Source organism: Mycobacterium sp. 4858 (assembly GCF_900240975.1).
Lineage (GTDB): Bacteria > Actinomycetota > Actinomycetes > Mycobacteriales > Mycobacteriaceae > Mycobacterium.
In genome coordinates, this window is the sequence record NZ_LT968776.1 from 862,747 (window position 1) to 885,247 (window position 22,501).

Below are 22,501 nucleotides of genomic sequence, written 5' to 3' on the forward strand. Positions count from 1 at the left end.
GACTCGATGAGCAATCCGCAGTCGTCGCAGCGGATCGTGGTGGGCATCGATGGCTCGGACGCCGCGATCAACGCGGCCAAATGGGCCGTCGCCGAGGCCGTCAGCCGCAACGTCCCGCTGCGCCTGATCCACGCCGTCCCCGAGCGGCGCGCGGACGCGGGCGACGACGACAGCCTGGACGTCCAGTATGCCCAGACGTCGTTGCGCGCGGCCGACGCGGCGCTTCAGGCCATGGGCCAGCCGGTCAAGATCGAGTGCGACGTCGTGCGGGGTTCCTCGGAGAGCGCGTTGATCGACGAATCCCGCGGCGCCGCAATGGTTTGCGTGGGGTCGGTGGGGACCGGCTGGGTGGCCCGCAAGGTCCTCGGCTCGACCGCGGACACCGTGGCGCAGAAGGCGCACTGCCCGGTGGCCGTCATCCGCAGCAGCCTCGACGCCACCCGGCCGGACGGCGGGTATGTCGCCGTGGCCGTCGCGGAGTCGGCCGCCAACGACGCGGTGCTCGAGCACGGCTTCCGCGAGGCGCGTCTTCGTGATGCACCCATCCTGGCGATGGGGGTCTGGCGGTGGGGCCTCGGCGAGATTCCTTACCCCCAGCTCAATCACCGGCTCGGCCCCTGGGTGGAGAAGCACCGCGAGGTGCACGTCCAGCCCGCCGCCGCGCGGCGCGGTGCCGCCGAATTCCTCACGCACACATCAGAACCCGTGCAACTGGCGGTGGTGGGCAGCGAGGACGCCGACAAGGTCGCCCGCATGGTCGGCCCGATCACCACGCACCCAAACGGCCACGCGGGGTGTTCGGTGCTGGTCGTGCGCGATTGAGCGGACCGGCTATCCGGCCGCCCACGCCTTGGCGCGGGCAAGCTCGTCGAGCCCGAACACGGTGATCTCGCCCGGGACCATCCACGCCAGCGCGTGCAGGACGGGCGCGACCCAGTCCTTGTCGGAGACCACCGCGATGCGCTTGAACGCCGAATGATGCGGCAGGACGGTGCCGAAGCCGAGCTTGAGATCCTCGAGGAATCCGCCGGGCCCGAAGCCCTCGTAATCGGATTCGATCACCTCGACGATCCGCACCTCGCCGGTCTGCAGCACCCGGTCGATCTCGGGCTTGAAGTCGCGCAGCTCGTCACCGCGTAGCCGGCCCGACACGCGAATGCCGATCACCTTCTCCGGCATGTCTTCCAGAAGTTCGATCATCACCAGCCTCCGAACCATCGATTCTTTGCGTCAACGGACGACCAGCACCGGTACCCGGGCCGACTGTGCCACCGCGGAGCTCACCGAGCCGAGCAGCATCCCGGGGAATCCGCCCCGGCCACGGCTGCCGACCACCACCAGTTGAGCCTGTTCGGATTCCTTCAGCAGCCACTCGGATGGCTTGTCGCAGAACAGTTTCCGCTCGACATGCACATCGGGATAGCGTTCCTGCCAGCCGGCCAGGCGCTCGGCGAGGATCTCCTGCCCTTCCTTCTCGCGGTCGTGCCAGTCCATGCCGAGGATGGGGAACACCCCGACATCGCTCCATACGTGCAGCGCCACCAGTCCCACTCCCCTGCGCGACGCCTCGTCGAAGGCCAGGGCGGTCGCGGCTTCCGACGCCGGGGATCCGTCGATGCCCAGCAGCACGGGCGCGCCGAAGTCCGGGGCCGCGTCCTCGTCGGAGTGGATGACCGCCACCGGGCAGTGCGCGTAGTGCACCAGCCCCGTGCTCACCGAGCCGAGCAGCAGGCGTCCGAGGGCGCCGAGCCCCTGGCTCCCGGCGACCAGCATCCAGGCGTCCTCGGAGGCCTCGATCAGTGCGGGGACGATGGCCGAATACACGGTCTGGGTGCGTATCTCGGGTGGTTCGGCGCCCCCCAGGCTGGCGCCGAGCGCCTCACGGGCCCGGTCGATGACCTGCTGAGCGCTGTCCTGCTGCCACTCGGGCATGTCCGCATACAGCTGGCCGACCGGCCAGCCGACCACGACCGGCGGGACGGCGTGCATCAACGTGATGGGCATACCGCGCATCACGGCCTCGCGGGTCCCCCAGGCGACGGCGGCGTCGGATGCGACCGACCCGTCGACACACACCAGCACCCCGTGCTTCTTGCCGTTTCCCGTCATCTTTGCTCCTCTATGCCGGTGCCTCGTCGAATTCCGGTAGCTCGATCTCGAGGTGGCGAACCGATCCGTAATCGATCGGGCGGCAGGGCCAGCCGAGATCGAAGAAAACCGTGAGCATGAGGTGATTCTCGCCGAGGACGTCCGCGATGAACCGTGCGATTCCGTGGGCTCGGGCGATGGGAGCCAGGTGCTTGAGCAGGGCGGTGCCCACGCCCACCGCGTGGTCCTCGTGCGCCACCACGATCGCGACCTCGGCGACCTTCGGGTCGTCGACGACGATGCAGTGGGCCACGCCGATCAGCCGGCCGGCGTCGAACGCGCCGAGGGCGTACACGCCGTCCGCGGGCTCGGTGAGGTTGGCGACGAGCTCGTGCAGCGGCAACAGCTGCAGCGTGAAGAACCGGAAGTAGCGGTCGTGGTCGGAGAGGTGTTCATGCAGCGCCAGCACGGCGTCGGCGTCGGTGGCCGTCAGGGGGCGCAGCGACACGAGGCGCCCGTCGAGCAGCCGGGCCGTAGCCGCGACGTCCACCGGCCGATCAGTCACGTGCCCGAGGTTAATCCGGGGCGACGCGGTTGGGCAGGGTCGTTAGGCCCCCGGGTTCCTCCCATTGGTCCCGTCGCGGGACGATCGCTACCGGTCGATCAGCGGCGCGACCCAGTGGACCCGGGTACCGCCCTCCGGAGGCCGGGTGATCTCGCACGCACCACCCAGTTGTTCGGCGCGGCGCTGCATGTTGGCCAGACCGCTGTGACGCGTGTTGCCGTTGGGGATGCCGGAGCCGTTGTCGATGATGTCGAGGACGAACATGTCGGCGACGCTGACCTCGACGGTCAGCCGCGACGCGCCCGAATGGCGCAGCGCGTTGCTGACGGCCTCCGCGGTCACCGCCTCGGCGTGGTCGGCCAGCTCGCCGCTGACGGCGGTCATCGGCCCGTGCATGCGCAGGGTGGTCACGATGTCCCGGTCCTCGGTCAGGTCGGCGACCACCTGCTGGATGCGATGCCGGAAGTCGTTCTTCCCCGGCGGGGATTTGAGCTGGAAGATCGTCGTGCGGATTTCCTCGATGATGGTTTGGAGATCGTCGAGCGTGCGGTTGAGCCGCTCGGACACCTCCGGGGAGCGTGCGCGGGCGAGCGTTCCCTGCAAATCCATGCCCGCGGCGAAAAGCCGCTGGATGACGTGGTCGTGCAGGTCGTGCGCGATGCGTTCGCGCTCGGCCAGGATGGTCACCTGGCGCGCGTCGTCCCGGGCGGACGCGAGCACCAGCGCCATCGCGGCGTGAGTGGCGAAATCGCTGACCAGATCGAGGTAGCTCTCGTCGAAGGGCGGCTCGTGGCTGCCGCGGGCGATGGCGATGACGCCGACGACCTCGTCGTGGGCGCGCAGCGGCATGAGGATGGCCGGGCGCTGCCCGACGTCGGTGAACGCCTGAATCGGGTACCGCAAGCTCTCGGTGATCAGCGGTTCGCCGGAGCGGAAGACGGCGCCGCTGGTGGAACCGTCCACCGGGACCCGTTGGCCGACCACCTCGGCGGCGTGCAGCCCCACCGCCGCCGAGACCAACAGCGTGTCGACCTCGTCGTCGGGCAGGTCGGGATCTCCTGGCACCAGGACGATCGCCTGCTCGGCCTCGGTCAGCGCCCGGGCCCGTTCGGCGATCAACTGCAGAGGGCGCCTCTGCGGTTCGGCGTCCGACAGCAGCGCCGTGGTGATCTCGCGGCTGGCCTCCATCCACTTGGCCGCCGTCCGCTCGCGTTCGAACACCTGCGCGTTGTCGATCGCGACCGCGGCGGCGAACGCCAGCGCGCGGGCGGCCACCTCGTCGGAGTCGGAGAACACCCGTCCCGGCTCGACGTGGGTGAGATAGAGGTTGCCGAACACGGTGCTGCGGATGGTGATCGGCACCGCCAGGAAGGCGCGCATCGGGGGATGGTGCTCGGGGAAGCCGACAGCGGCCGGGTGGGTGGTCAGGTCGTCCATCCGCAACGCCGGCGTGTCCAGCAGCGACAGGCTCAGCAGACCCTTGCCCACCGGCAGGTGCCCGATCCGAGACGCGGTGTCGGCATCGATTCCCTCGTGGACGAAGGAGAGCAGGTTGCCCTCGGGGTCACGGATGGCCAGGGCGCCGTAGGGGGCGGACGTCAGCCTCCTGGCCGCGGAGATGATCCGGTGCAGGGTGGCGTCGAGGTCGAGGCCCGCGCCGATCTCGACGATGACCCGCAGCAGTTGCTCCATTTGGTCGCGGGCCGCCAGCAACTCGTCGAGTTGCTCGTGCATCCTGCTCACCAGCCCCCGCTGGCCGAGTCCGGCAAATGCCGAGCCGCTATCGTCGGTCGTCACCCGACAGACCTCCCGATGCCTCAGACGCGAGCGTTGACTGAACTTGAGATCAGCCTAATCGCTAACTGTCAAGCACCCAAGCGAACAGCCGTTACCGCGGCGTTTCGCGGATGCCCGCTACTCGGGCGGCGTCGCCGGCGTCTGCGGATGACCGGAGTGTTGGTCAAGCTTGGACGCGAACACCGCCGCCTGGGTGCGGCGCTCCATGCCGAGCTTGGCCAGCAACCGCGACACGTAGTTCTTCACCGTCTTCTCGGCGAGGAACATCCGCGCGGCGATCTGCCTGTTGGTCAGGCCCTCGCTGAGCAGGCCCAGCAGCGTTCGCTCCTGTTCGGTGAGCCCGGACAGCGGGTCTTCGCGTTCGGCCGCACCCCGCAGCTTCGCCATCAGCGCGGCCGCCGCCCGGTTGTCCAGCAGGGATTTCCCGGCGCCGACCTCCTTGATGGCGTGGGCCAGCTCCATGCCCTTGATGTCCTTGACGACGTAGCCGCTGGCGCCGGCCAGGATGGCCTCGAGCATCGCCTCGTCGGAGGTGAACGACGTCAGCATCAGGCAACGCAGGTCGGGATGATCGGACACCAGGTCACGACACAGCTCGATGCCGTTCCCGTCCGGAAGCCGCACGTCAAGCACGGCCACGTCGGGCCGCAGCGCCGGTATCCGCGCCTTGGCCTCGGAGACCGAGCCCGCCTCGCCGACGATTTCCAGCTCGGGGTCGGAGGCCAGCAGGTCGGCGAGGCCGCGCCGGACGACTTCATGGTCATCGACCAGGAAAACCTTAACCATTACGAGCCCTTCCGCCGGTCATACGACCTCAATATCACATATCCATCATCCTCCGGGCTCACAAGTGTTGCCGGTTGACTACCAACAACGAACAGTTGGCGTCCTGCATCACCGAACTGCCGACCGGTCCGACGAGTTCGGCCACATGCGCGCGATTGTGGGCGCCGACGATCACCAAACCGACCGGCCCGCGCGGGCCGGACAGGTACTCCAGCAGGCCGACGCGTAGGGCGACCGACTCGACCCGCAGCTGCGGATGACGCCGCTTCCACCGGGCCAGCCGGCGATCCAGGTCGGCGAGCGCCCGGCGATCGGCCTCGCCGAGCCCCACACCGTGCTCCGTCGGGCCGGTCCGTCGCGAGATCACCGCCTCGAGGGTGGTGCCGCGCAGCAGGGCCTCGTCGATGGCGGCATCGAGCAGATGCGGGTCCGCCAAGGCGTCGATCTCGACGACGGCCTTGTCCCCGGGTTGCGGGCGGTGACCGTCCCGGCCGCGGACGATCCCCACCGGGCAGCGCGCCGACACGGCCAGGGCTGCGGCCGTGGAGCCGACCCGGCCCGGCTGGAAGTGACGCAGTCCCACGGCACCCACGCAGACCATGGCCGCCGACGCCGACGAGCGGATCAGCGACCCGACCGCGGGCCCGGCGACGACCTCCGTCTCGATCCGCACCGGCTTGCCCGCCGCCCGGATCGCCGTCACCGCCTGCCGAACCGCAAGTTCCGCGTGCTCGGCACCGTCTTCGCGCTCGGCCGCGTGCAGCAGGCGCAGCGGAACCCCGCGGCTCACCGCCTCGTCGACCGCCCACAGGGCAGCGCGGATCGCCGCCTTGGAACCATCGATACCGGCGACGATCGACTGGGCCCTGGCTGACTCGGACATCGTCTTTTGGTGGCCTTTTGGCGGCGGACGTTCTTCTAGTGGCGGACCACAAGCACCGAGCAGTCGGGGTAGCCGACGATCGGATGGCAGTTCGGCGTGGCCAGGCCCACGATCTCGTCGGCATCGGCGCTGCCCACCACCGCCAGTTCGATTGCGCCACCGGGCATTTCGCTGTGCTTGGCGCCGGTTCCCGCGGCCACGGTCTGGACGTGGACATCGGGGTAACGGCGGACCCAGCTGTTCAGGCGGCGGTCGATCTGGCGCACCGTGGCGTGCCTGCGCCGCCCCTCCTCCATGGCCTGGTGCACGACCTCGTCGTTGTCGGGGTCGTCGTTGAGCACCACGGCGATCACGCCGAGCTCCGTCGGCGATCCGTCGGGATTGGTGCGGATGACCGCTACCGGGCAGTGCGCGTGCGCCACCAGGCCCGCCGCGGTGGGGCCCAACAACCCGTCGGAGGCCCATCCCCGTCTGGCGGTGCCGACGCACACCAGCGCCGCGTCCTGCGATTGGCCCACCAGCACCTGCGCCGGGTCGCCCGAGAGGATCGCCGTCTCCACCTCGACCGGCTTCGGCGCCCGCTGCAGGGCCCACTCCGCTTGCGACAGCGCCATTTCCGCGCGCTCGAGGTCCCACTCGGAGGTGGACGCCACCCCGCCGGCCGCCTCCCGGCCGGTGATGACATAGACCAGGCGAAGGGGCAGCTGCCGGCTCACCGCCTCGTCGACCGCCCACCGGGCGGCGTTCACCGCGGCTTGCGAGCCGTTGATGCCCACGACCACTGACTTCGCGTCCAGCTCCGTCATGTCGGCTCCTGACTGATTCTCATCGCTGAACGCCAGGGTATTGCGCCCCGTCGCCGTTGCGGAGGGGCCGTTAGGCCTCAGCCCGGATGCCGTTCGTCCCAACGTCACTGACGTCGCAGGCTTCGCCGACGAGGTCGAACAATCTGTCCACGTCCGCACGCTCGCAGACGGCCGTGCCCGGCGTCATCAGCATCGCCGTGCCCGCAGCGATGCCGAACCGCACGCACTTCGTCAGCGGCCATCCGCGACTGAGCGCCACCGTGATTGCGGCAACCATCGCGTCGCCCGCGCCGACGCCGCTGCCGCTTGCCATCGGGATCGCCGAAAACCGCTGGCTGGTATGGCGGGTGGCCAGCAGCGCACCGTATGAACCCAGCGACACCACCACCACCTGCGCCCGGCCCCGGTCGATCAGCTCGTGGGCGGCGGCGAACTGCTCCGGCTCGGTGGCGAGCCGGCGGCCCACGCATTCGCGGAGTTCCCGCACGCTCGCCTTGAGCAGGAACACCCCCGAGGAGATGTGTTGCAGCCCCCCGCCGGACGTGTCCAGGATCAGTGGCACGCCCAGCTGTTGGCAGATATCGGCGACACCCTGGTAGTAGTCGGCGGGCACACCCGGCGGCAGGCTGCCGCTTGCCACGACGAATCCGGCCGATTCGGCCGCGATCCTCAGCAGGTCGAGGCACCGCTCCTGCTCGGCAACCGTCAGCTCCGGGCCCGGCAGGACGAACCGGTACTGCTGGCCGGTGCTGGTCTCGTTGACGGTGAAGCTCTCCCGCGTCTGCGCGTCGATCGGAATTCGCCGGAACGGCACCTCCGCGTCGCCGAGCAGGGTCGTCAAAAGACCGCCGTGCGAGCCGCCCGCGGGAAACACCGCCAGCACCGAGGCGCCCAGGACCCGCGCGACCCGGGCGACGTTGATGCCCCCTCCGCCCGGGTCGTAGCGGGTCGCGGAACACCGCAATTTGTCGGTCGGCCGCACGACGCCGACGCTGGTGGTGATGTCGAGCGCCGGGTTCATGGTCAGCGTCACGATCTGTGTGCCGCCCGTACCCCGCTCGGCAGCGGTCTCCATTGCTCTCGATGCCCCTTACAGGCCGCTCGGATAGGTTTCCGGCGTTTCGCCCGCCACCCACACGCTGGTGACCTCGAGCGGTTCCAGCGCACGGGTCCTATCGATGTGAATCATCGCGTCGAACTGGTCGGCCGGCCGGACGTGGAAGTAGTGGCTCTGCCGCTCGGTCTCGGGCCGGTAGATCACGCCGATGGCACGCCCCAACCGGACCGCGCTCAGCGGCTCAGCGGCGCCCGAGCCGACGTGCGGCGACACCAGGAACTCGCCGCGGCCCGTCTCGTGCAGGAGTTCTTCGATGCTGCCGTTGAGCGCCGGGCGGACGACCTTGCGTTCGGCGATGCCACCCCAGTCGCTGGCGGCGGTGACCGTGCCCCAGTAGGTGCTGAAGCCGATCAGGCGCGATTCGTCGCCGTGCCGCTGCCGGACCAGCTGCCCCAGGGTGAGTTGACCGTCGGACCACACCTCGGTGGCGCGCGCATCCCCGACATGAGAGTTGTGCGCCCACACCACAATTCGCGCCGACGGGATATCCTGGTGGCGGTCCAGGTGCTTCAGCAGCGCCTCGAGCGTCTGCGCCATGTGCTTGTCCCGCAGGTTCCAGGAGGTGACCCGCCCGCTGAACATCGCCCGGTAGTACACCTCGGCGTTGTGCACCGTCTGGGCGTTCTGGTGGGCGTAGAACAGCTCGTCCTCGGCGAGCAGCCCGTCCCGGCGGGCATACGCCAACGCGTTGCGCTGGATGTCGACCAGCTGATCGATCGCTTCCTTCTCACACGACGGTCCGGCGCCGAACGCCGCCGAGAACCCGTAGGCCTGGCCGTCGTCCGCCGATGCGTGGTCGAAGCACGCGTAGCGTTCCCGCGCCCGCGCCGCCGCCTTCGGGTCGATCTTGTCCAGGTAGCCGATCACCTCGTGCATCGACCGGTGCAGGCTGTACAGGTCCAGGCCGTAGAAACCGGCCTGGCGCTGACCGTTGTTCTGGTGCAACCGGTTCCGGGCGCGCAACCACTCGACGAAGTCCCGGACGACGGTGTTGCGCCACATCCAGGCGGGAAAGCGCTCGAACCCGCTCAGCGCGCCGTCGGCGCTGGTGTCGTCGCCGATGCCGCGGACGTAGCGGTTCACCCGGTACGCGTCGGGCCAGTCGGCCTCCGCCGCGACGGCGCAGAAGCCCTTCTCCTCGATCAGCCATTTGGTGATCTCCGCGCGGGCCTCGTAGAACTCGTGGGTGCCGTGCGAGCTTTCGCCGATCAGCACGATGCGCGCATCCCCGATCAGCTCCTCAAGCGTCTCGCGCGGCGGGACGCCCGCGGGCGCGTCGACGGCCGCGCGGCCGATCAGCTCGGCGGGCGTGCGCGCCGCGGCGCGTGTCGAGACCCCGGTGGTCGGGGTGGCCAGCAGCCGACGGACCTCGTCGTCGCTGACCTGGCGGAAATCCCAGAACGACTCCCCGACGGCGAGGAACGGGGTGGGCATGCTCGCGCACACGACATCGTCGACCAGTCCGGCGAATTCCCGGCACGTCGACTCCGGCGCCGCCGGGACGGCGACGACGATGTGCGCGGGCTCGGCTTCGCGCAGCGCCTGCACGGCCGCGGACATGCTCGCGCCGGTGGCCAGGCCGTCGTCGACGAGGATGACCGTCTTGCCGGCGACATCCACGGGCGGACGGCCGTCGCGATACGCGGCCTCGCGCCGGATCAGTTCCCGGCCTTCGCGTTCGGCGACGGCGCGCAATTCCTGCGGGGTGATGCGCAGACCCCGTACGACGTCGTCGTTGACCACGACGCGGCCCCCGCTCGCCAATGCGCCCACGGCGAACTCCTCGTGGCCGGGAGCGCCGAGCTTGCGCACGACGAAGGCGTCCAGCGGCGCGTGCAGCGCCGCCGCCACCTCCCAGGCGACGGGTATGCCGCCCCGCGCCAGCCCCAGCACGATCACGTCAGGCCGATCGCGGTAGGCACCGAGGAGGTTCGCCAGCACCCGGCCGGCCTCGCCGCGGTCCCGGAACACGCGCCTCGGTGAGCGCCGGGTGGCGTCAGCTGCTCTGGTCATCACGCACCCCTTCTTGACCGTTGACCAGTCCATCCGACCAGCACCCGCGCAATCGGCGGTAGGGACCGAAGTCCCGGGCTGGCGGGTCGTTCGTCGGCTCAGCGTTTTCGGCGCAACTCGCCGATGTAGGCCATGACGCGGTTGAGGATGAGCCCGTAGGCGTCGCCGTCCTCGACCAGGCGGACCAATCCGCGGTGCCGCAGAAAGCCGTCGAGACGCTGGTCCAGACGCCAGTCGACGTAGGTGTCACCGGCATATTGCGAGTGCAAGAACTCGTACGCGAGCTCGTCGACGGCCGAATCGGTCAACGAGGGGCATCCGTCGGTGGTGAAAGGCATTTGGCTTCCTACGCCCCTCGGCCCCGGTCCCTGATGGCGGCCTGTATCGCGGTCAGCCGGGACAGCGCCCGCTCGTCGGCCGCCCTCTGCTCCGCGGCCGTGACGACGATCGCGTCGGGTCCGGGGAACACGGTCGCCTCCTCGCCGGTGGCCAGCCACCGCACCCGGTACGGCGGTCCGCCGTCGGGTGAACCCACCGAGGTGATCAGTCCCCGCAGATCCGGGCGGCCGACCGTGCCGCTCTTGATGACGAGCCAGTCCCCCGTGTCGGCGTTCATTTGTCGTCTCCCTTCGAAAAGGCTGGGGTGCAACCGGACTCGTTCTATCGGCGCATCTGCAGGACGTCGCTGATCCGCCGCCGCGGTGTCGGTTCCGGAGCGCCCCGGCCCGGGAGTGCGGTGCCGACCCGGATCAACACCTGGGGTACCGCTTCGGCGTCGGGTATGAGTTCAGAAATCATGTCGCGGCTGGGTCGCAGCTCCGTCACGTGTGTCACGGTGCAGGTCGCGAACCCGGCCATGGTGCACTCCAGCAGGATCGCCGACAGCGCCTGACCGCACCGGAACGCGTCCGCGCGGGCGTCGCCCGGGGTGGACAGGACGAGCACCTCCGCCTGATCCGGCGGACCCCCGGAACCCGCCCGGGCATGCTCGTCGAGGGCAAACTTCCGGTTCACGTCGACGGCGTGGGTCTGGTTCACCAGCGCTTCGGGGATGCCGTCGTCGTGCCGGCCCGGTGCGGTCCACCAACGCAATTCGTGCTGATAGACGTCGTCGTAGCGGCGCAACGCCTCGTTCAGGCGGGCGGCCTCCACCAGCCGCGGCCGCGCGTCGTCGGCCAGTACGTCGACGCGGGCCAGGGCGGGATCGAAGGCGCTGCGCAGCACCGGCTCGAAGGATGCCCAGCCCTTGGGGCGACCGAACGGGCGCCGGTCGGTCCTGCGACGCACGATCGCCGCGGCGCGGTCTCGCCGGGCGACCGCGACGTAGTCGGCGGAGGCGAAGTCGATCGACGCCAGATGGTCGAGGTTGTTGGGATTGGGAAACTCGTCGACCGCGGTGTCCCACCCCTCGGCGGCCATCGCGACCCGGAAGTGGTCGAGCACCGCGCCGCAGCTGATGATCGACTCGCGGCCGGAGCTGTCGGCCGACGACACCATGCGGTCCGGGTCGGCGAACAGGTCGACCGTCGGGCCGCCGGCAATCCATCGCCACGGCTGGCTGTTGTGCAGCGAAGGTGCCCGGCACGCAAGCTCCACCGCCCTGGTGAGCACTTTGCTGTCGACCATCGTTGGGGTCATTCGTCGTCGCCTCTCCTGTCTTACCTTGGACCCTCTGGCATTCGGGCAGCATGCGCCAGGGTCCTTGGTCCCCAGGGTCGGGTCATTGGGCCCGCTGGCCCGGCGCGACTGAGGACCACTGATGACCTTGGTCTCTATTGCGGCCTGGCCGCGCGGCAAACGATGAAGTCGACCCCGCTAACCGAGGACCTGTTATGGACGTCATCCACAAAACGGCCGCCGACTCTCGTGTTCGGCCCAACCTGACCGACTACGAGCACGAGCGCGCCCGGTTCCACTGGTCCGATGTACCGGACCTCTGCGAGGGCATGGGGCCGGGCCTGTGCAACATCGCCTACGCCGCCCTCGACCGGCACGCCGACGGCCCGGCCGCGACGCGCACCGCCCTGCGGTTCGTCGCCGACCGGCCCTGGGACGGCGCGATCACCACCCAGGACCTCACCTACGCGGAACTCGGCCGGCTGTCCGGGCGGTTCTCCGGCGCGCTGCGCTCGCTGGGCATCAACAAAGGCGATCGCGTGTTCACGCTGATGGGGCGCAGCCCCGAGCTCTACATCGCGATGCTGGGCGCGCTGCGCATCGGAAGCGTCGTCTCGCCCTTGTTCTCGGCGTTCGGACCCGAGCCGATCGCCACCCGCGTCAACATCGGGCAGGCCGACGTTCTGGTGACCACCAGGGCGATCTATCAGCGCAAGGTCGCCAAGATCCGTGATCGGCTGCCGTCGGTGCGGCACATCTTCGTCGTCGACGACGGCGACGCCGGCGGCGCCCCGCCCGGCACACTCGACTTCCGGCAGTGGCTGGACGCGGCCGACGAGAACGCACCGATCGAGCCCACCACCGCCGACGACCCGTCTCTGCTGCACTTCACCAGCGGAACCACGGGCACGCCCAAGGGCGCCATCCACGTGCACGGCGCCGTCGCGATGCACTACGTCACCGGCCTGTACGCGCTCGACCTTCATCCCGACGACACCTATTGGTGCACAGCCGATCCGGGCTGGGTGACGGGCACCTCGTACGGCATCATCAGCCCGCTGCTGCACGGGGTCACCTCCATCGTCGACGAAGCGGAATTCGACGCCGAGCGCTGGTACCGCATCCTGCAGGACCAGGCGGTGTCGGTGTGGTACACGGCGCCGACCGCCATCCGGATGCTGATCAAGGCCGGACCGGAACTGCCCGCGCGATACCAATTTCCGCGGCTGCGCTTCATCGCCAGCGTGGGCGAACCGCTCAACCCGGAAGCGGTGTGGTGGGGAAAGCGGGTGCTGGGCTTGCCGATTCACGACAACTGGTGGCAGACCGAGACCGGCGGGATCATGATCGCCAACACGCCCGCGTTCGACATCAAGCCCGGTTCCATGGGCCGGCCGCTGCCCGGCGTGGACGCCTTCATCGTGCGGCGCGAGGACGACGGGCCCGTCGAGGTGATCGACGAACCCGGCGTCGAGGGCGAGCTCGCGCTCAGGCCCGGCTGGCCGTCGATGTTCCGCGGGTACCTGAACGCCGAGGAGCGCTACCGGAACTCGTTCTCCGACGGGCTGTATCTGAGCGGGGACCTGGCGAAAAAGGATGCCGACGGCTATTTCTGGTTCGTCGGGCGCAAAGACGACGTGATCAAGTCCGCGGGACATCTGATCGGTCCGTTCGAGGTGGAGAGCGCCCTGACCGACCACCCCGCGGTCGCCGAGGCCGCCGTCATCGGCATACCCGACCCGACGGTCGGCGAAATGGTGAAAGCCTTTGTCACGCTGAAGAACGGCGTGGTGGCCGACGAAGACCTGCGGCTGGAGCTGCTGGGCCACGCCCGCAAACGGCTGGGGGCCACGGTGGCGCCCAAGGAGATCGAGTTCGTCGACTCGTTGCCGCACACGAGCAGCGGCAAGATCATGCGACGGCTGCTGAAGGCCCGCGAACTCGGGCTACCCGAGGGTGACACCTCCACCATCGAGCGACAACCCGTCCAGCACGCCGAAGGGGTGCCATCATGACCCGCGCCGGCGACGATGCAGAACGAAGTGATGAGGAGGAGCGGCCCCCGATGACCACCGTGAAGCTGGCCCACGAACTGCTGTCCGACATGATCCGCGTGCGGCGCATGGAGGAGAAGTGCGCGGAACTGTACAGCGCGGCCAAGATTCGCGGTTTCTTGCACCTCTACGTCGGCGAGGAGGCGGTGGCCGCCGGGTCGCTGCGCGCGCTGGCCGACGACGACGCGGTGGTCGCCACCTACCGCGAGCACGCACACGCGCTGCTGCGCGGCATCCCGATGCCCTCGATCATGGCCGAGATGTTCGGCAAGCAGGAGGGCTGCTCGCGCGGCCGGGGCGGTTCGATGCACCTGTTCGACGCGGCCAAACGCTTCTACGGCGGTAACGCGATCGTGGCCGGCGGCCTGCCGCTCGCGGTGGGCATCGCGCTGGCCGACGCCCAGTTGCAGCAGAAGCGGGTGACCGCCTGCTACTTCGGCGACGGCGCGGTGGCCGAGGGCGCCTTCCACGAGTCGTTGAACATGGCGGCGCTGTGGAACCTGCCGGTGCTGTTCTGTTGCGAGAACAACCTTTACGCGATGGGCACCGCGCTGGACCGGGCCCAGTCGCAGACCGATCTCACCGTCAAGGCGGCCGCCTACCGCGTTCCCACCCTGGCCGTCGACGGCATGGATGTCGAGGCCTGCCATGCGGCCGCACAGCAGGGCGTCGATCACGTCCGCGACACCGGCGGTCCGTTCTTCATCGAATTCCGCACGTACCGGTTCCGCGCGCATTCGATGTTCGACCCCGAACTGTATCGGGACAAGGCCGAGGTCGAGCGGTGGCGGGAGCGCGACCCGATCCAGGCGTTCACCGAGAAGTGCCTGGGCGACGGCACGCTGTCCGACGCCGACGTGCGGGAGATCGAGGACGCGGCCAGCACCGAGATCGAGGAGGCGGTGGCCTTCGCCGAGGCCGGAACGTGGGAGGACGTGGCCGATCTGGAACGCGACGTGCTGACGGAAGAGGCGATGCGATGAAGACCAGCTACCGGACCGCCGTTCACGACGCGCTGCGCGACGCCCTGCGCGACGACGCGCGGGTGGTGCTGATGGGTGAGGACGTCGGCCGCTACGGGGGAACCTACGCCGCCTCCAAGGGCCTGCTGGAGGAATTCGGCCCCGACCGCGTGCGGGACACGCCGCTCTCGGAGTTGGGCTTCGTCGGCATCGGGATCGGCGCGGCGCTGAACGGGTTGCGACCGATCGTGGAAGTCATGACGGTGAACTTCAGCCTGTTGGCGCTCGATCAAATCGTCAACACCGCCGCGGCCCTTCGGCATATGTCCGGCGGGCAGTTCTCGGTGCCGATCGTCGTGCGGATGGCGACGGGCGCCGGGCGCCAGCTCGCCGCCCAGCACTCGCACAGCCTGGAGCCGTGGTACGCCCACATCCCCGGCATCAAGGTCCTCGCCCCGGCCACCGTCGAGGACGCGTACGGCATGCTCGGTCCGGCCCTGGCCGACCCGGACCCGGTGGTGATCTTCGAACACGTCCAGCTCTACAACACCTCGACGGACGTCGACGTTCTCACCCCCACGGACATCTCGCGGGCGGCGGTCCGCCGCAGCGGCGGAGACGTCACCCTGATCACCTACGGCGGCAGCCTGCCCAAGACGCTCGACGCCGCCAACGAGCTCTCGCTGGCCGGAATCGACTGCGAGGTCGTCGATCTGCGCGTGTTGCGTCCCCTCGACGACGCCACCATCTTTGAATCCGTCCGCAAGACCCACCGCGCGGTGGTTATCGACGAGGCGTGGCGCACCGGCAGCCTGGCCGCGGAGGTCACCGCGCGCGTGATGGAGGGCGCGTTCTACGACCTCGACGCGCCGGTGGCCCGGGTGTGCAGCACCGAGGTGCCCATGCCCTACGCCAAGCACCTCGAAGAGGCCGCCCTGCCCCAGGCCGCCAAGATCGTCGCCGCCGTGCAAGGCCTGTTCGGAGAACGGTCGTGATCGAATTCAAGATGCCCTCGCTCGGGTCCGACATGGACGAAGGCACCCTCAACGAGTGGCTGGTCAAGCCCGGGGACAAGGTGACCCGCGGCCAAGTCGTGGCGATCGTCGAGACCACCAAGGCCGCGGTCGAGGTCGAGTGCTGGCAGGAGGGCATCGTCGACGAGCTGGTCGTGCCGATCGGCGAAACCGTCCAGGTGGGAACGACATTGGCCACGCTGACCGCACCCGGCGAGCAGGCGGAGAAGCGGCCCCGGCCGCGCCCGCCGACCAAGGCCGCCGCCACACCGGCGACCGCACCGCCCAAGCCGGCGCCGGCCCCCAGCGCTCCCCCGGCCGCGCCCGGGCGGCGCCGCTGGGTGTCGCCGGCCGCACGCCGGTTGGCGACGTCGCTGGGCGTCGACATCGAGGCGGTGAGCGGCACCGGACCGCAGGGCGCCGTCACCATCAACGACGTCGAGCACGCGGCGAGCAGATTAGTGGCCAAGCCGGCCAAGCCGGTCACCCAACCGGCGGGCAAGCCGACCGCGGCCGACCGCGCGACGCAGATGCGAAAGTCGATCGCCGCGGCGATGAGCCGGTCCAAGCGGGAGATTCCGCACTACTACCTTGCCGAAGAGATCATGCTGGAAAAGGCGCTGTCCTGGCTGACGGCGAGGAACGCGCAACGGTCCATCGACGAACGGGTGCTGCCGGCCGTCCTGCTCCTGAAGGCCGTCGGCGTCGCCGCGCAGCGGTTCGGCGAGTTCAACGGGTTCTGGCGCGAAGACGGGTTCGAGCCGGCCAACGGCGTCCATGTCGGCGTCGGCATCTCGCTGCGCGGCGGCGGCCTGGTCGCGCCCGCCATCCACGACGTGCCGGAGAAGAAGCTGGACGAATTGATGGACGACCTGACCGATCTGGTGGCGCGGGCGCGAGCCTTCTCGCTGCGGAGTTCGGAGATGTCGGACCCGACCATCACGGTCACCAACCTCGGCGACCAGGGCGTGGACGCCGTCTTCGGTGTCATCTACCCGCCGCAGGTGGCGATCGTCGGTTTCGGCCAGCCGGCCGAGCGGGTGTGTGTCATCGACGGCGGGATCCGGGTCGTCACCACGGTTCAGGCCACGCTGGCCGCCGACCACCGCGCCAGCGACGGACACCGGGGCGCGCTGTTCCTTTCCGCGATCAACGAGCTGCTCCAGCAGCCCGACCTCCTAGAAAAGTGATGTGCAATGACCAATGAAGACACTCGCGCCGTGGTGCTGTCGGTGCTGACCACCATCGCCCCCGAAGTCGACCCGGACGACATTCGCGACGACGTCCTGCTGCGCGACCAGGTCGACCTGGATTCCATGGACTGGCTGAGCTTCCTGCGCGGCATCCACAAGCGATTTCATGTCGACATCCCCGAATCCGACTACGCGACGCTGCGCACACTGGCCGACGTGGTCGGCTACGTGGAAACGAAGGCGTCGGCGGTCTGACCGCGAAGCGCCACGCGCGCCGCGTATTTCGGCGCGTTCGACAGGGGTTGGCATGATGGCTGTTGTGCAGGGCAAGACACCGGACGTCGGCGTGCTCGAGCGGGCGGTGCTGCTCGCCTGCCGCGCCCCCTCCGTGCACAACAGCCAGCCCTGGCGCTGGGCGATCGAGGGCGGCGGCCTGCACCTCTTCGTCGACCGGCGCCGGGCGATAGCGGCCACCGACTCGACCGGCCGCGAGGTGATCCTGTCCTGCGGCGCCGTCCTGAACCACCTGTGCGTCGCCATGTCGGCCGCGGGCTGGGAGCCGAAAGTCGAGCGGTTTCCCGACCCGGATGACCCAGACCGACTGGCCTCGATCACGTTCAGCCGCTCAGAGCGCGTCACCGAAGCCCAGCTTCGCCTGGCCGAGGCCATCCTGCAGCGGCGCACCGACCGGCTTCCGTTGGGGCGACCGACGTATTGGGACCTGTTCGAACCCACGCTGCGTGACAGCTTTGACGACACCGAGGTCGCCCTGGACGTCCTCGGCGAGGATGTGCGGCCGCTGCTGGTGGAGGCGTCGCAACTCACCGAGGAGATCCGCCGTGACGACTCCTCTTATCACGCCGAACTGGACTGGTGGACATCGTCTTTCGCGTTGGCCGAAGGGATGCCGCCGAGCGCCCTGGCCTCCGACAAGGAGAGCTGGCGGGTCGATGTGGCCCGCAGCTTCCCGACCAGGAGCCACGCGGACCGGCGCGGCGAGGTCAAGGCGGATTGGGCCAGAATCCTTGTGCTGTCGACCCCGCAGGACACCAGGTCGGACGTGTTGCGATGCGGCGAGGTGTTATCGACGGTGCTGCTCGAATGCACGGTGGCCGGGATGGCGACGTGCCCGCTCACCCATCTGATCGAACTGGACGAGAGCCGGGACATCGTGCGCGAACTCATCGGAGGGCGCGGCGAGCCGCAGGTGCTGATCAGGGTGGGCATAGCGCCGCCGCTGGAACACCTCCCGGCGGCGACGCCGCGACGCCCGCTTTCTGATGTGCTGCAGATCCGCTAGACAACCTTGGTCCCCGCCCCGCGGGACTTTCGGCCGACGCACCCGGTGGGCCGGCGCAATACCATCGAGGATGTCGTGCTGTCGATGAAGGGGATGACCGATGCCACTGCTTGACGACGGGGTTTCCATCCTGCCGGTGAACGAATGTTGGGAACTCCTGGCGGGCGTGACGCTGGGCCGGCTGGTCACCAGCGTCGGCGGTCAACCCGAGATCTTCCCGGTCAATTACGTTGTCCAGCGCCATACTGTGCTGTTTCGCACCGCGGAGGGCACCAAGCTGGTCAGCACCGCGATCAACAACAAGGTGCTGTTCGAGGTTGACGACCACAACGTCGCCGAGGGATGGAGCGTGATCATCAAGGGCACCGCGCGCTCCCTTCGCACCAACGAGGAGATCGAGGAGGCCGAGCGCGCCCAGGTCATGCCCTGGACGCCCTCGGACAAGTCGCACTATGTGCGCATCATTCCCGAGATCGTCACGGGCCGCCGGTTCCGCTTCGGTGGGCCGGTGGACTGATCCCGCCGCTACCCGGGCCGCACGTGGCGTGGGCGCGGGACGAACTCCAGCGAGAGCAAGACCATCAACGCGGCCGGAATATGGTGCGCGCACAGCACCACGTAGCGTCGCTGCGACAGGGCGTGGAACTTGCGGAGGTAGCGGTACAGCGACTCCAGGCGGATCAGCGGGTCCAGCAAGTGGATCAGCCACAGCGCGATCCGCTGTAGCGGTCCCGGTTGCACGGCTTCGAAGATCTCCGGGAACGCCGCGAACGCCAGCGAAAGACGCTGCCCTCCAGCATCTTTCGCGTGAGCGATCATGTCGACGCTGAGCCGCTCGTCGACACCGTTGGGGGCGTTCGGGCGGCGGAACGGCACGTCGAGGCTGACTTCCGATCCGTCACCGGCGGTCAAATAGCGGTGAAACGCGACCACCCGCCCGCTGCGGTCGCGCGCCACGGCCAGGTCGACACCGGGGTAACGGCCCTGCAGCGCACCGTCGAGGTTCATGCAGAACCCGCGGTCGGTGCGCGCCGCGCGGTGAGCGGCGTACAGGACCTCGGTCAGCTCGGCCCGTATCGCACCGCTGAGCCCTTGTTCGTCGACGATCTCGGTCGTGACTCCGCAGTTGTGCGTGCGCTGCACCGCCTGGCGCAGATTGCGAAACCGGCGCCCCTTCAGGGTGAAGTGGCGGATATCGACGACGACGTCACGGCCGATCGGCACCGACAGCATCGGCTGCCCCACCGTGTCCCTGCGCCACAACCGAAGGTGGGGTTCGCCGGCCGCCAACACGATGATCTGCCAACCCCGGCTGCGGCACATCCGGACGAAATCGGCTGCGAGCTCGTCGAATTGCGTCGCGTCGCCGATCGGGTCGCCGCTGACCACCGCGAACCCGAGCCGTGTGCGGTAAGCGATCGCCGCGCTCCCGTCCGCGTTGAGGTGATAGCTCTTGCTCGAATGCATGGCGAACGGCGCCAACGGGTCCCCCCGCGTGGCGTTGACCAGCCCCCACACCTGGCTCAGCAGCTCCGGCTGCGGCCGGGCCGTTGTCGGCAGCATCAGGGCGAGCCCGCTGCCCGCGATCAAGACATTGCCCAGCACCGGCCAGGACACGAAATGCGCGCCCAGGCCGGCGCCCACCATGGCGGCCGCATACGTCGCGTGCGCCGTGGTCACCGGCCGGCCGAGAAAGATACCGCGGGCGATCAGGGCGGCCGCGCCCAGCAGGGCCACCGACCAACCGAACCGGCCCGGGGCGACGCGCTCGTAGCCGAGACGTTCTTGTGCGACCAGCACCACCAGCCACGCCACGACGCACAGCAGCAGCAACACGCTGAGGCGACGCGCTGCCGGGACGTCGGCCCCCACCAGAACCCGTTCCCCGCCGGCTCGGCGGCTTCGGGGAATGATCTTCACGGTGCCCGCTAGCGCACCACGAGCACGGAGCATTCGGGGTGACGGAAGAGCGGGTGCCCCTGCGGCCCGACCAACTGCGCGAGCTGGCGCGCCTCATCGCCGCCGATGACGGCGAGCTGGACCCTCTCGTCGTTGGCGCTGAGGTAAGCGGCAACGCCCCGCCTGGTGGTGATCGGGTAGACCCGCACGTCGGGAAAGTGTTCCCGCCACTGCGCCACCCGGCGTTCGAACGCGTCGTCGCCGTACTCGGTGAGCTCCTCGGGGCGGCCACCGAGCACCAGTATGGGAGCTCGGCGCAGTTTCGCCTCCGCCGCAGCATAATTCACCACGGTGTCGTTGCCCGGCGCGTCCGACATCCGGACCACGATCCAATTGACCTCCGGGGGTGGCTGATCGGAGCCGGTCCGCACGACCGCGACCGGGCAATGCGCCTTCTCGGCCAGTTCCGTCGCCGTCGAACCCACGATAGAGCGCGCGTAACGGCCGATGCCGACGCACCCGACGCAGATCATGTCGGCCGCCGTGGACGCTTCCACCAGCACCGAACCGGAGGGGCCACGCGGCATGTCCGTTTCGACCGCGACCGGCTTGCCGGTGGCCTCGACCGCGAGCCTTGCTTGTAGGAGCGACTTCTCGGCATGCGCGACGTCGCGCTCGTAGTCGTCCGGGGACTCATGCGTCGGCTTGACAACGGAGACCAGACGCAGCGGCACGCCGCGGGTGAGCGCCTCGTCGACGCCCCACAGCGCGGCCGCGATCGCCGCCGACGAACCGTCGATTCCGACCAGGATGGATTTCATCGTCCGACCCGCTCCCGTCAACTCGTACCGGCAGAGGAGCGGACCGGCGGTGTCAGGTCGAGGCGCTCCGCACCGCGTCTGACCGCGAGCAGCAGCGCGCGCGTCCCCAGCGCTATCACCGGCCTGGCCAATTCCAGGACGAACACTTCGCCCGGGTAGCGCAAGGCGATTCGGGCGCGCGCGAGCAGTCGCACCCGGTCCTCCCAGTGCGGCTGCAGGTGAAACGACAAGACCGCATTCCAGCGCTCGGATCGCATGGCGGTGAGCACGAGGTACTTTTCCGGCACGATCTCCGCGACGCGTAACGTCACCCCGTCGGGCAACCCCAGCCATCCCTCGGGTGCCAGGCGGACCGCGTCGCCCACCCGCAGCCCCCCGGAATCGCCCTGCCCCACGGGGCTTCTCAGCCCGTCGATGTCGTCGCGTTCACCCCTGTCCTGGGCCATCTGCAGCAACCGGGACCAGACCGCGGACACGGACGCGTCCACGTCGGTCGCCTCGGTGGTCTGGACCGCCGGATCGCTCACCAGGCCGTCGCCGGGAACTCGCATCTGCGACTCCGCCTTGGTCGCGCCCCAGTTGCGGTAGTACCTGCGGGCGCAGTACAGGACGGCGAGCAGCGCGGTGGTCTGGGCGATCCGCTTCGTCATGTTGGCCATGGCCACAGTCTGCGCGGAGCGGCGCCCTGCCTGCGAGGGTCCTTGGTCCCCGGTGAGCGCGCCGATGTGCTCTGCGGGCCGCACTCAGCGCAGCTAGCCCGCCGGGGTGATCAGGCCGTAATGGCCGTCGTAGCGGAGGTATAACACGCTGGCGCAACCGTAGTCGGCGTGGAGGAAGAACAGGAACGGCAGGCCGAGCGCGGCCAGCCGGTCGGCGGCTCCCTCTTCGGTGAGGCACGGCAGGGGTTGCGGGCTGATCGTCACCGGCAGCGCATGCTCACTCACCTGGCCGGCCAGGGCCGGCGCCGCCAGCGCCAGGCGATATCCCGTGGGTCCGGCGCGATACAGCACGCCGGCGATGCCCGTGCCCTTCTCCGTGAACAGGTGGAAGTCGTAGTCGAGCAGGTCCATTTCGTCCGCGGCGTCGTCGAGGGTGCAGGGCGCCATCGTGAATGACTTGCGCCGGATGACCCGGCGCTGACCCGGCGGGCGGGGGAAGTAGCTCGGCCGGTGTGCCGGCTGGGATTCGTGGCGCCATTCGTCGGGGCCCGCCGGTCGCTCGCCACGGCGCGCCTCCCAGTGCGCGGCGGCGCGTTCCAGGCGTCGACGCAACCGTGCCGCGAGGAGATCGACCGCTTCCCGTGCCGTGTCGGCCTGGACCTGGGCGCGCACCGGCCGGCCGTCGACGTCGAGGTTGGCCTGCGCAACGACGGGGCGCTGCACCGCCGGATCGCGATGCCTGGTGAGCCTCACGCGGGCGTGCCGCACCGGCCGGCTTGCGTAGCGGGCTAGCTCACCGACTTTGCTGCGGGCGTATTCGGCTTCCGCCGGAAGCACGTCGCGGGTGGCAACCTGGACGTCGATATCGCGTGGTGACGGTGTGCCGTGGCGCATAGCTAAAGTGCTACGTCACTAAACCGGTTGCGGG

24 protein-coding genes are annotated in these 22,501 nt (G+C 69.4%); 8 read left to right on the forward strand and 16 right to left on the reverse strand.

What is annotated here, in order from left to right:
- Window positions 1-6: 6 nt before the first annotated feature.
- Window positions 7-822 (forward strand): universal stress protein, encoded by an 816-nt coding sequence (locus C1737_RS12530; protein ID WP_067919904.1) that lies wholly within the window; start codon window positions 7-9, stop codon window positions 820-822.
- 9 nt (window positions 823-831) lie between these two features.
- On the opposite strand, the gene C1737_RS12535 is transcribed toward C1737_RS12530, so the two are convergent.
- The 12 genes from C1737_RS12535 to C1737_RS12590 all read right to left on the reverse strand — a co-directional run bounded on the left by C1737_RS12535 (window position 832) and on the right by C1737_RS12590 (window position 11,693).
- The gene (locus C1737_RS12535) at window positions 832-1,200 is read right to left on the reverse strand and encodes an STAS/SEC14 domain-containing protein (RefSeq protein ID WP_067919902.1); all 369 of its coding nucleotides are present in this window, start codon (window positions 1,198-1,200) and stop codon (window positions 832-834) included.
- 30 nt (window positions 1,201-1,230) lie between these two features.
- On the reverse strand, window positions 1,231-2,109 hold the full coding sequence (locus C1737_RS12540; RefSeq protein ID WP_102418541.1) for a universal stress protein: 879 nt from the start codon (window positions 2,107-2,109) through the stop codon (window positions 1,231-1,233).
- A gap of 10 nt (window positions 2,110-2,119) precedes the next feature.
- A complete protein-coding gene (locus C1737_RS12545) occupies window positions 2,120-2,653 on the reverse strand; it encodes a GNAT family N-acetyltransferase (protein WP_158243966.1) in 534 nt (177 codons plus the stop codon).
- 87 nt (window positions 2,654-2,740) lie between these two features.
- Complete coding sequence (locus C1737_RS12550; RefSeq protein WP_199182965.1) at window positions 2,741-4,387, reverse strand: GAF domain-containing sensor histidine kinase; 1,647 nt, start codon at window positions 4,385-4,387, stop codon at window positions 2,741-2,743.
- Between the two features lie 180 nt (window positions 4,388-4,567).
- Window positions 4,568-5,236 carry a response regulator transcription factor gene (locus tag C1737_RS12555; protein ID WP_067919894.1) on the reverse strand — a complete coding sequence of 223 codons (669 nt, stop codon included), beginning with the start codon at window positions 5,234-5,236 and terminating at the stop codon, window positions 4,568-4,570.
- A gap of 58 nt (window positions 5,237-5,294) precedes the next feature.
- On the reverse strand, window positions 5,295-6,119 hold the full coding sequence (locus C1737_RS12560; RefSeq protein ID WP_067919892.1) for a universal stress protein: 825 nt from the start codon (window positions 6,117-6,119) through the stop codon (window positions 5,295-5,297).
- Window positions 6,120-6,154: 35 nt separating this feature from the next.
- Complete coding sequence (locus C1737_RS12565) at window positions 6,155-6,925, reverse strand: universal stress protein (RefSeq protein ID WP_068098404.1); 771 nt, start codon at window positions 6,923-6,925, stop codon at window positions 6,155-6,157.
- 70 nt (window positions 6,926-6,995) lie between these two features.
- Complete coding sequence (locus C1737_RS12570; protein WP_068098403.1) at window positions 6,996-8,000, reverse strand: 1-phosphofructokinase family hexose kinase; 1,005 nt, start codon at window positions 7,998-8,000, stop codon at window positions 6,996-6,998.
- A 15-nt stretch (window positions 8,001-8,015) separates the two neighbouring features.
- Window positions 8,016-10,088 (reverse strand): erythromycin esterase family protein, encoded by a 2,073-nt coding sequence (locus C1737_RS12575; RefSeq protein ID WP_197516445.1) that lies wholly within the window; start codon window positions 10,086-10,088, stop codon window positions 8,016-8,018.
- A gap of 65 nt (window positions 10,089-10,153) precedes the next feature.
- A complete protein-coding gene (locus C1737_RS12580) occupies window positions 10,154-10,393 on the reverse strand; it encodes a hypothetical protein (RefSeq protein ID WP_102418543.1) in 240 nt (79 codons plus the stop codon).
- A gap of 8 nt (window positions 10,394-10,401) precedes the next feature.
- Window positions 10,402-10,671 carry a DUF1918 domain-containing protein gene (locus C1737_RS12585; RefSeq protein WP_102418544.1) on the reverse strand — a complete coding sequence of 90 codons (270 nt, stop codon included), beginning with the start codon at window positions 10,669-10,671 and terminating at the stop codon, window positions 10,402-10,404.
- Window positions 10,672-10,715: 44 nt separating this feature from the next.
- The gene (locus C1737_RS12590; protein WP_102418545.1) at window positions 10,716-11,693 is read right to left on the reverse strand and encodes an NAD(P)H nitroreductase; all 978 of its coding nucleotides are present in this window, start codon (window positions 11,691-11,693) and stop codon (window positions 10,716-10,718) included.
- 194 nt (window positions 11,694-11,887) lie between these two features.
- Between C1737_RS12590 and acsA the strand changes: the two genes are divergently transcribed.
- The 7 genes from acsA (at window position 11,888) to C1737_RS12625 (ending at window position 18,711) form a co-directional block, all read left to right on the forward strand.
- Window positions 11,888-13,687 carry an acetate--CoA ligase gene (gene acsA / locus C1737_RS12595; RefSeq protein ID WP_102418546.1) on the forward strand — a complete coding sequence of 600 codons (1,800 nt, stop codon included), beginning with the start codon at window positions 11,888-11,890 and terminating at the stop codon, window positions 13,685-13,687.
- Between the two features lie 50 nt (window positions 13,688-13,737).
- Complete coding sequence (gene pdhA / locus C1737_RS12600; RefSeq protein WP_102419921.1) at window positions 13,738-14,709, forward strand: pyruvate dehydrogenase (acetyl-transferring) E1 component subunit alpha; 972 nt, start codon at window positions 13,738-13,740, stop codon at window positions 14,707-14,709.
- Complete coding sequence (locus C1737_RS12605; protein WP_067919874.1) at window positions 14,706-15,683, forward strand: alpha-ketoacid dehydrogenase subunit beta; 978 nt, start codon at window positions 14,706-14,708, stop codon at window positions 15,681-15,683. The genes pdhA and C1737_RS12605 overlap by 4 nt, the downstream gene beginning before the upstream one ends.
- Entirely contained in the window at window positions 15,680-16,891 is a 1,212-nt protein-coding gene (locus tag C1737_RS12610) for a dihydrolipoamide acetyltransferase family protein (RefSeq protein WP_102418547.1), read from the forward strand. The genes C1737_RS12605 and C1737_RS12610 overlap by 4 nt, the downstream gene beginning before the upstream one ends.
- Window positions 16,892-16,897: 6 nt before the next feature.
- Window positions 16,898-17,149, forward strand: coding sequence for an acyl carrier protein (locus C1737_RS12615; RefSeq protein ID WP_102418548.1), 252 nt, complete (start codon window positions 16,898-16,900; stop codon window positions 17,147-17,149).
- Window positions 17,150-17,201: 52 nt separating this feature from the next.
- Window positions 17,202-18,194, forward strand: coding sequence for an NAD(P)H nitroreductase (locus C1737_RS12620; RefSeq protein ID WP_304442221.1), 993 nt, complete (start codon window positions 17,202-17,204; stop codon window positions 18,192-18,194).
- A 100-nt stretch (window positions 18,195-18,294) separates the two neighbouring features.
- The gene (locus C1737_RS12625; protein WP_067919867.1) at window positions 18,295-18,711 is read left to right on the forward strand and encodes a pyridoxamine 5'-phosphate oxidase family protein; all 417 of its coding nucleotides are present in this window, start codon (window positions 18,295-18,297) and stop codon (window positions 18,709-18,711) included.
- An 8-nt stretch (window positions 18,712-18,719) separates the two neighbouring features.
- On the opposite strand, the gene C1737_RS12630 is transcribed toward C1737_RS12625, so the two are convergent.
- The 4 genes from C1737_RS12630 to C1737_RS12645 form a co-directional block, all read right to left on the reverse strand.
- Window positions 18,720-20,147, reverse strand: a complete 1,428-nt coding sequence (locus tag C1737_RS12630) for a bifunctional lysylphosphatidylglycerol flippase/synthetase MprF (RefSeq protein WP_102418549.1) — start codon at window positions 20,145-20,147, stop codon at window positions 18,720-18,722.
- Window positions 20,123-20,914 carry a universal stress protein gene (locus C1737_RS12635; protein ID WP_102418550.1) on the reverse strand — a complete coding sequence of 264 codons (792 nt, stop codon included), beginning with the start codon at window positions 20,912-20,914 and terminating at the stop codon, window positions 20,123-20,125. The genes C1737_RS12630 and C1737_RS12635 overlap by 25 nt, the downstream gene beginning before the upstream one ends.
- A gap of 17 nt (window positions 20,915-20,931) precedes the next feature.
- Window positions 20,932-21,573: a hypothetical protein gene (locus C1737_RS12640; RefSeq protein WP_102418551.1), complete on the reverse strand. Its 642-nt coding sequence runs from the start codon at window positions 21,571-21,573 to the stop codon at window positions 20,932-20,934.
- A gap of 93 nt (window positions 21,574-21,666) precedes the next feature.
- Complete coding sequence (locus C1737_RS12645; RefSeq protein ID WP_068098396.1) at window positions 21,667-22,467, reverse strand: sigma 54 modulation/S30EA ribosomal C-terminal domain-containing protein; 801 nt, start codon at window positions 22,465-22,467, stop codon at window positions 21,667-21,669.
- Between the last annotated feature and the right edge of the window lie 34 nt (window positions 22,468-22,501).

What these genes read in the sequence shown, in the direction of transcription:
- C1737_RS12630 (WP_102418549.1), bottom strand. Translation starts at nt 20,147, where the DNA reads ATGCTCCGTGCTCGTGGTGCGCTAGCGGGCACCGTGAAGATCATTCCC.
- pdhA (WP_102419921.1), top strand. Translation starts at nt 13,738, where the DNA reads ATGACCACCGTGAAGCTGGCCCACGAACTGCTGTCCGACATGATCCGC.
- C1737_RS12580 (WP_102418543.1), bottom strand. Translation starts at nt 10,393, where the DNA reads ATGCCTTTCACCACCGACGGATGCCCCTCGTTGACCGATTCGGCCGTC.
- C1737_RS12605 (WP_067919874.1), top strand. Translation starts at nt 14,706, where the DNA reads ATGAAGACCAGCTACCGGACCGCCGTTCACGACGCGCTGCGCGACGCC.
- C1737_RS12645 (WP_068098396.1), bottom strand. Translation starts at nt 22,467, where the DNA reads ATGCGCCACGGCACACCGTCACCACGCGATATCGACGTCCAGGTTGCC.
- C1737_RS12640 (WP_102418551.1), bottom strand. Translation starts at nt 21,573, where the DNA reads ATGGCCAACATGACGAAGCGGATCGCCCAGACCACCGCGCTGCTCGCC.
- C1737_RS12585 (WP_102418544.1), bottom strand. Translation starts at nt 10,671, where the DNA reads ATGAACGCCGACACGGGGGACTGGCTCGTCATCAAGAGCGGCACGGTC.
- C1737_RS12620 (WP_304442221.1), top strand. Translation starts at nt 17,202, where the DNA reads ATGATGGCTGTTGTGCAGGGCAAGACACCGGACGTCGGCGTGCTCGAG.
- C1737_RS12570 (WP_068098403.1), bottom strand. Translation starts at nt 8,000, where the DNA reads ATGGAGACCGCTGCCGAGCGGGGTACGGGCGGCACACAGATCGTGACG.
- C1737_RS12560 (WP_067919892.1), bottom strand. Translation starts at nt 6,119, where the DNA reads ATGTCCGAGTCAGCCAGGGCCCAGTCGATCGTCGCCGGTATCGATGGT.
- C1737_RS12550 (WP_199182965.1), bottom strand. Translation starts at nt 4,387, where the DNA reads ATGCACGAGCAACTCGACGAGTTGCTGGCGGCCCGCGACCAAATGGAG.
- C1737_RS12540 (WP_102418541.1), bottom strand. Translation starts at nt 2,109, where the DNA reads ATGACGGGAAACGGCAAGAAGCACGGGGTGCTGGTGTGTGTCGACGGG.
- C1737_RS12555 (WP_067919894.1), bottom strand. Translation starts at nt 5,236, where the DNA reads ATGGTTAAGGTTTTCCTGGTCGATGACCATGAAGTCGTCCGGCGCGGC.
- C1737_RS12575 (WP_197516445.1), bottom strand. Translation starts at nt 10,088, where the DNA reads ATGGACTGGTCAACGGTCAAGAAGGGGTGCGTGATGACCAGAGCAGCT.
- C1737_RS12615 (WP_102418548.1), top strand. Translation starts at nt 16,898, where the DNA reads ATGACCAATGAAGACACTCGCGCCGTGGTGCTGTCGGTGCTGACCACC.
- C1737_RS12625 (WP_067919867.1), top strand. Translation starts at nt 18,295, where the DNA reads ATGCCACTGCTTGACGACGGGGTTTCCATCCTGCCGGTGAACGAATGT.
- C1737_RS12590 (WP_102418545.1), bottom strand. Translation starts at nt 11,693, where the DNA reads ATGACCCCAACGATGGTCGACAGCAAAGTGCTCACCAGGGCGGTGGAG.
- C1737_RS12535 (WP_067919902.1), bottom strand. Translation starts at nt 1,200, where the DNA reads ATGATCGAACTTCTGGAAGACATGCCGGAGAAGGTGATCGGCATTCGC.
- C1737_RS12565 (WP_068098404.1), bottom strand. Translation starts at nt 6,925, where the DNA reads ATGACGGAGCTGGACGCGAAGTCAGTGGTCGTGGGCATCAACGGCTCG.
- C1737_RS12635 (WP_102418550.1), bottom strand. Translation starts at nt 20,914, where the DNA reads ATGAAATCCATCCTGGTCGGAATCGACGGTTCGTCGGCGGCGATCGCG.
- C1737_RS12530 (WP_067919904.1), top strand. Translation starts at nt 7, where the DNA reads ATGAGCAATCCGCAGTCGTCGCAGCGGATCGTGGTGGGCATCGATGGC.
- acsA (WP_102418546.1), top strand. Translation starts at nt 11,888, where the DNA reads ATGGACGTCATCCACAAAACGGCCGCCGACTCTCGTGTTCGGCCCAAC.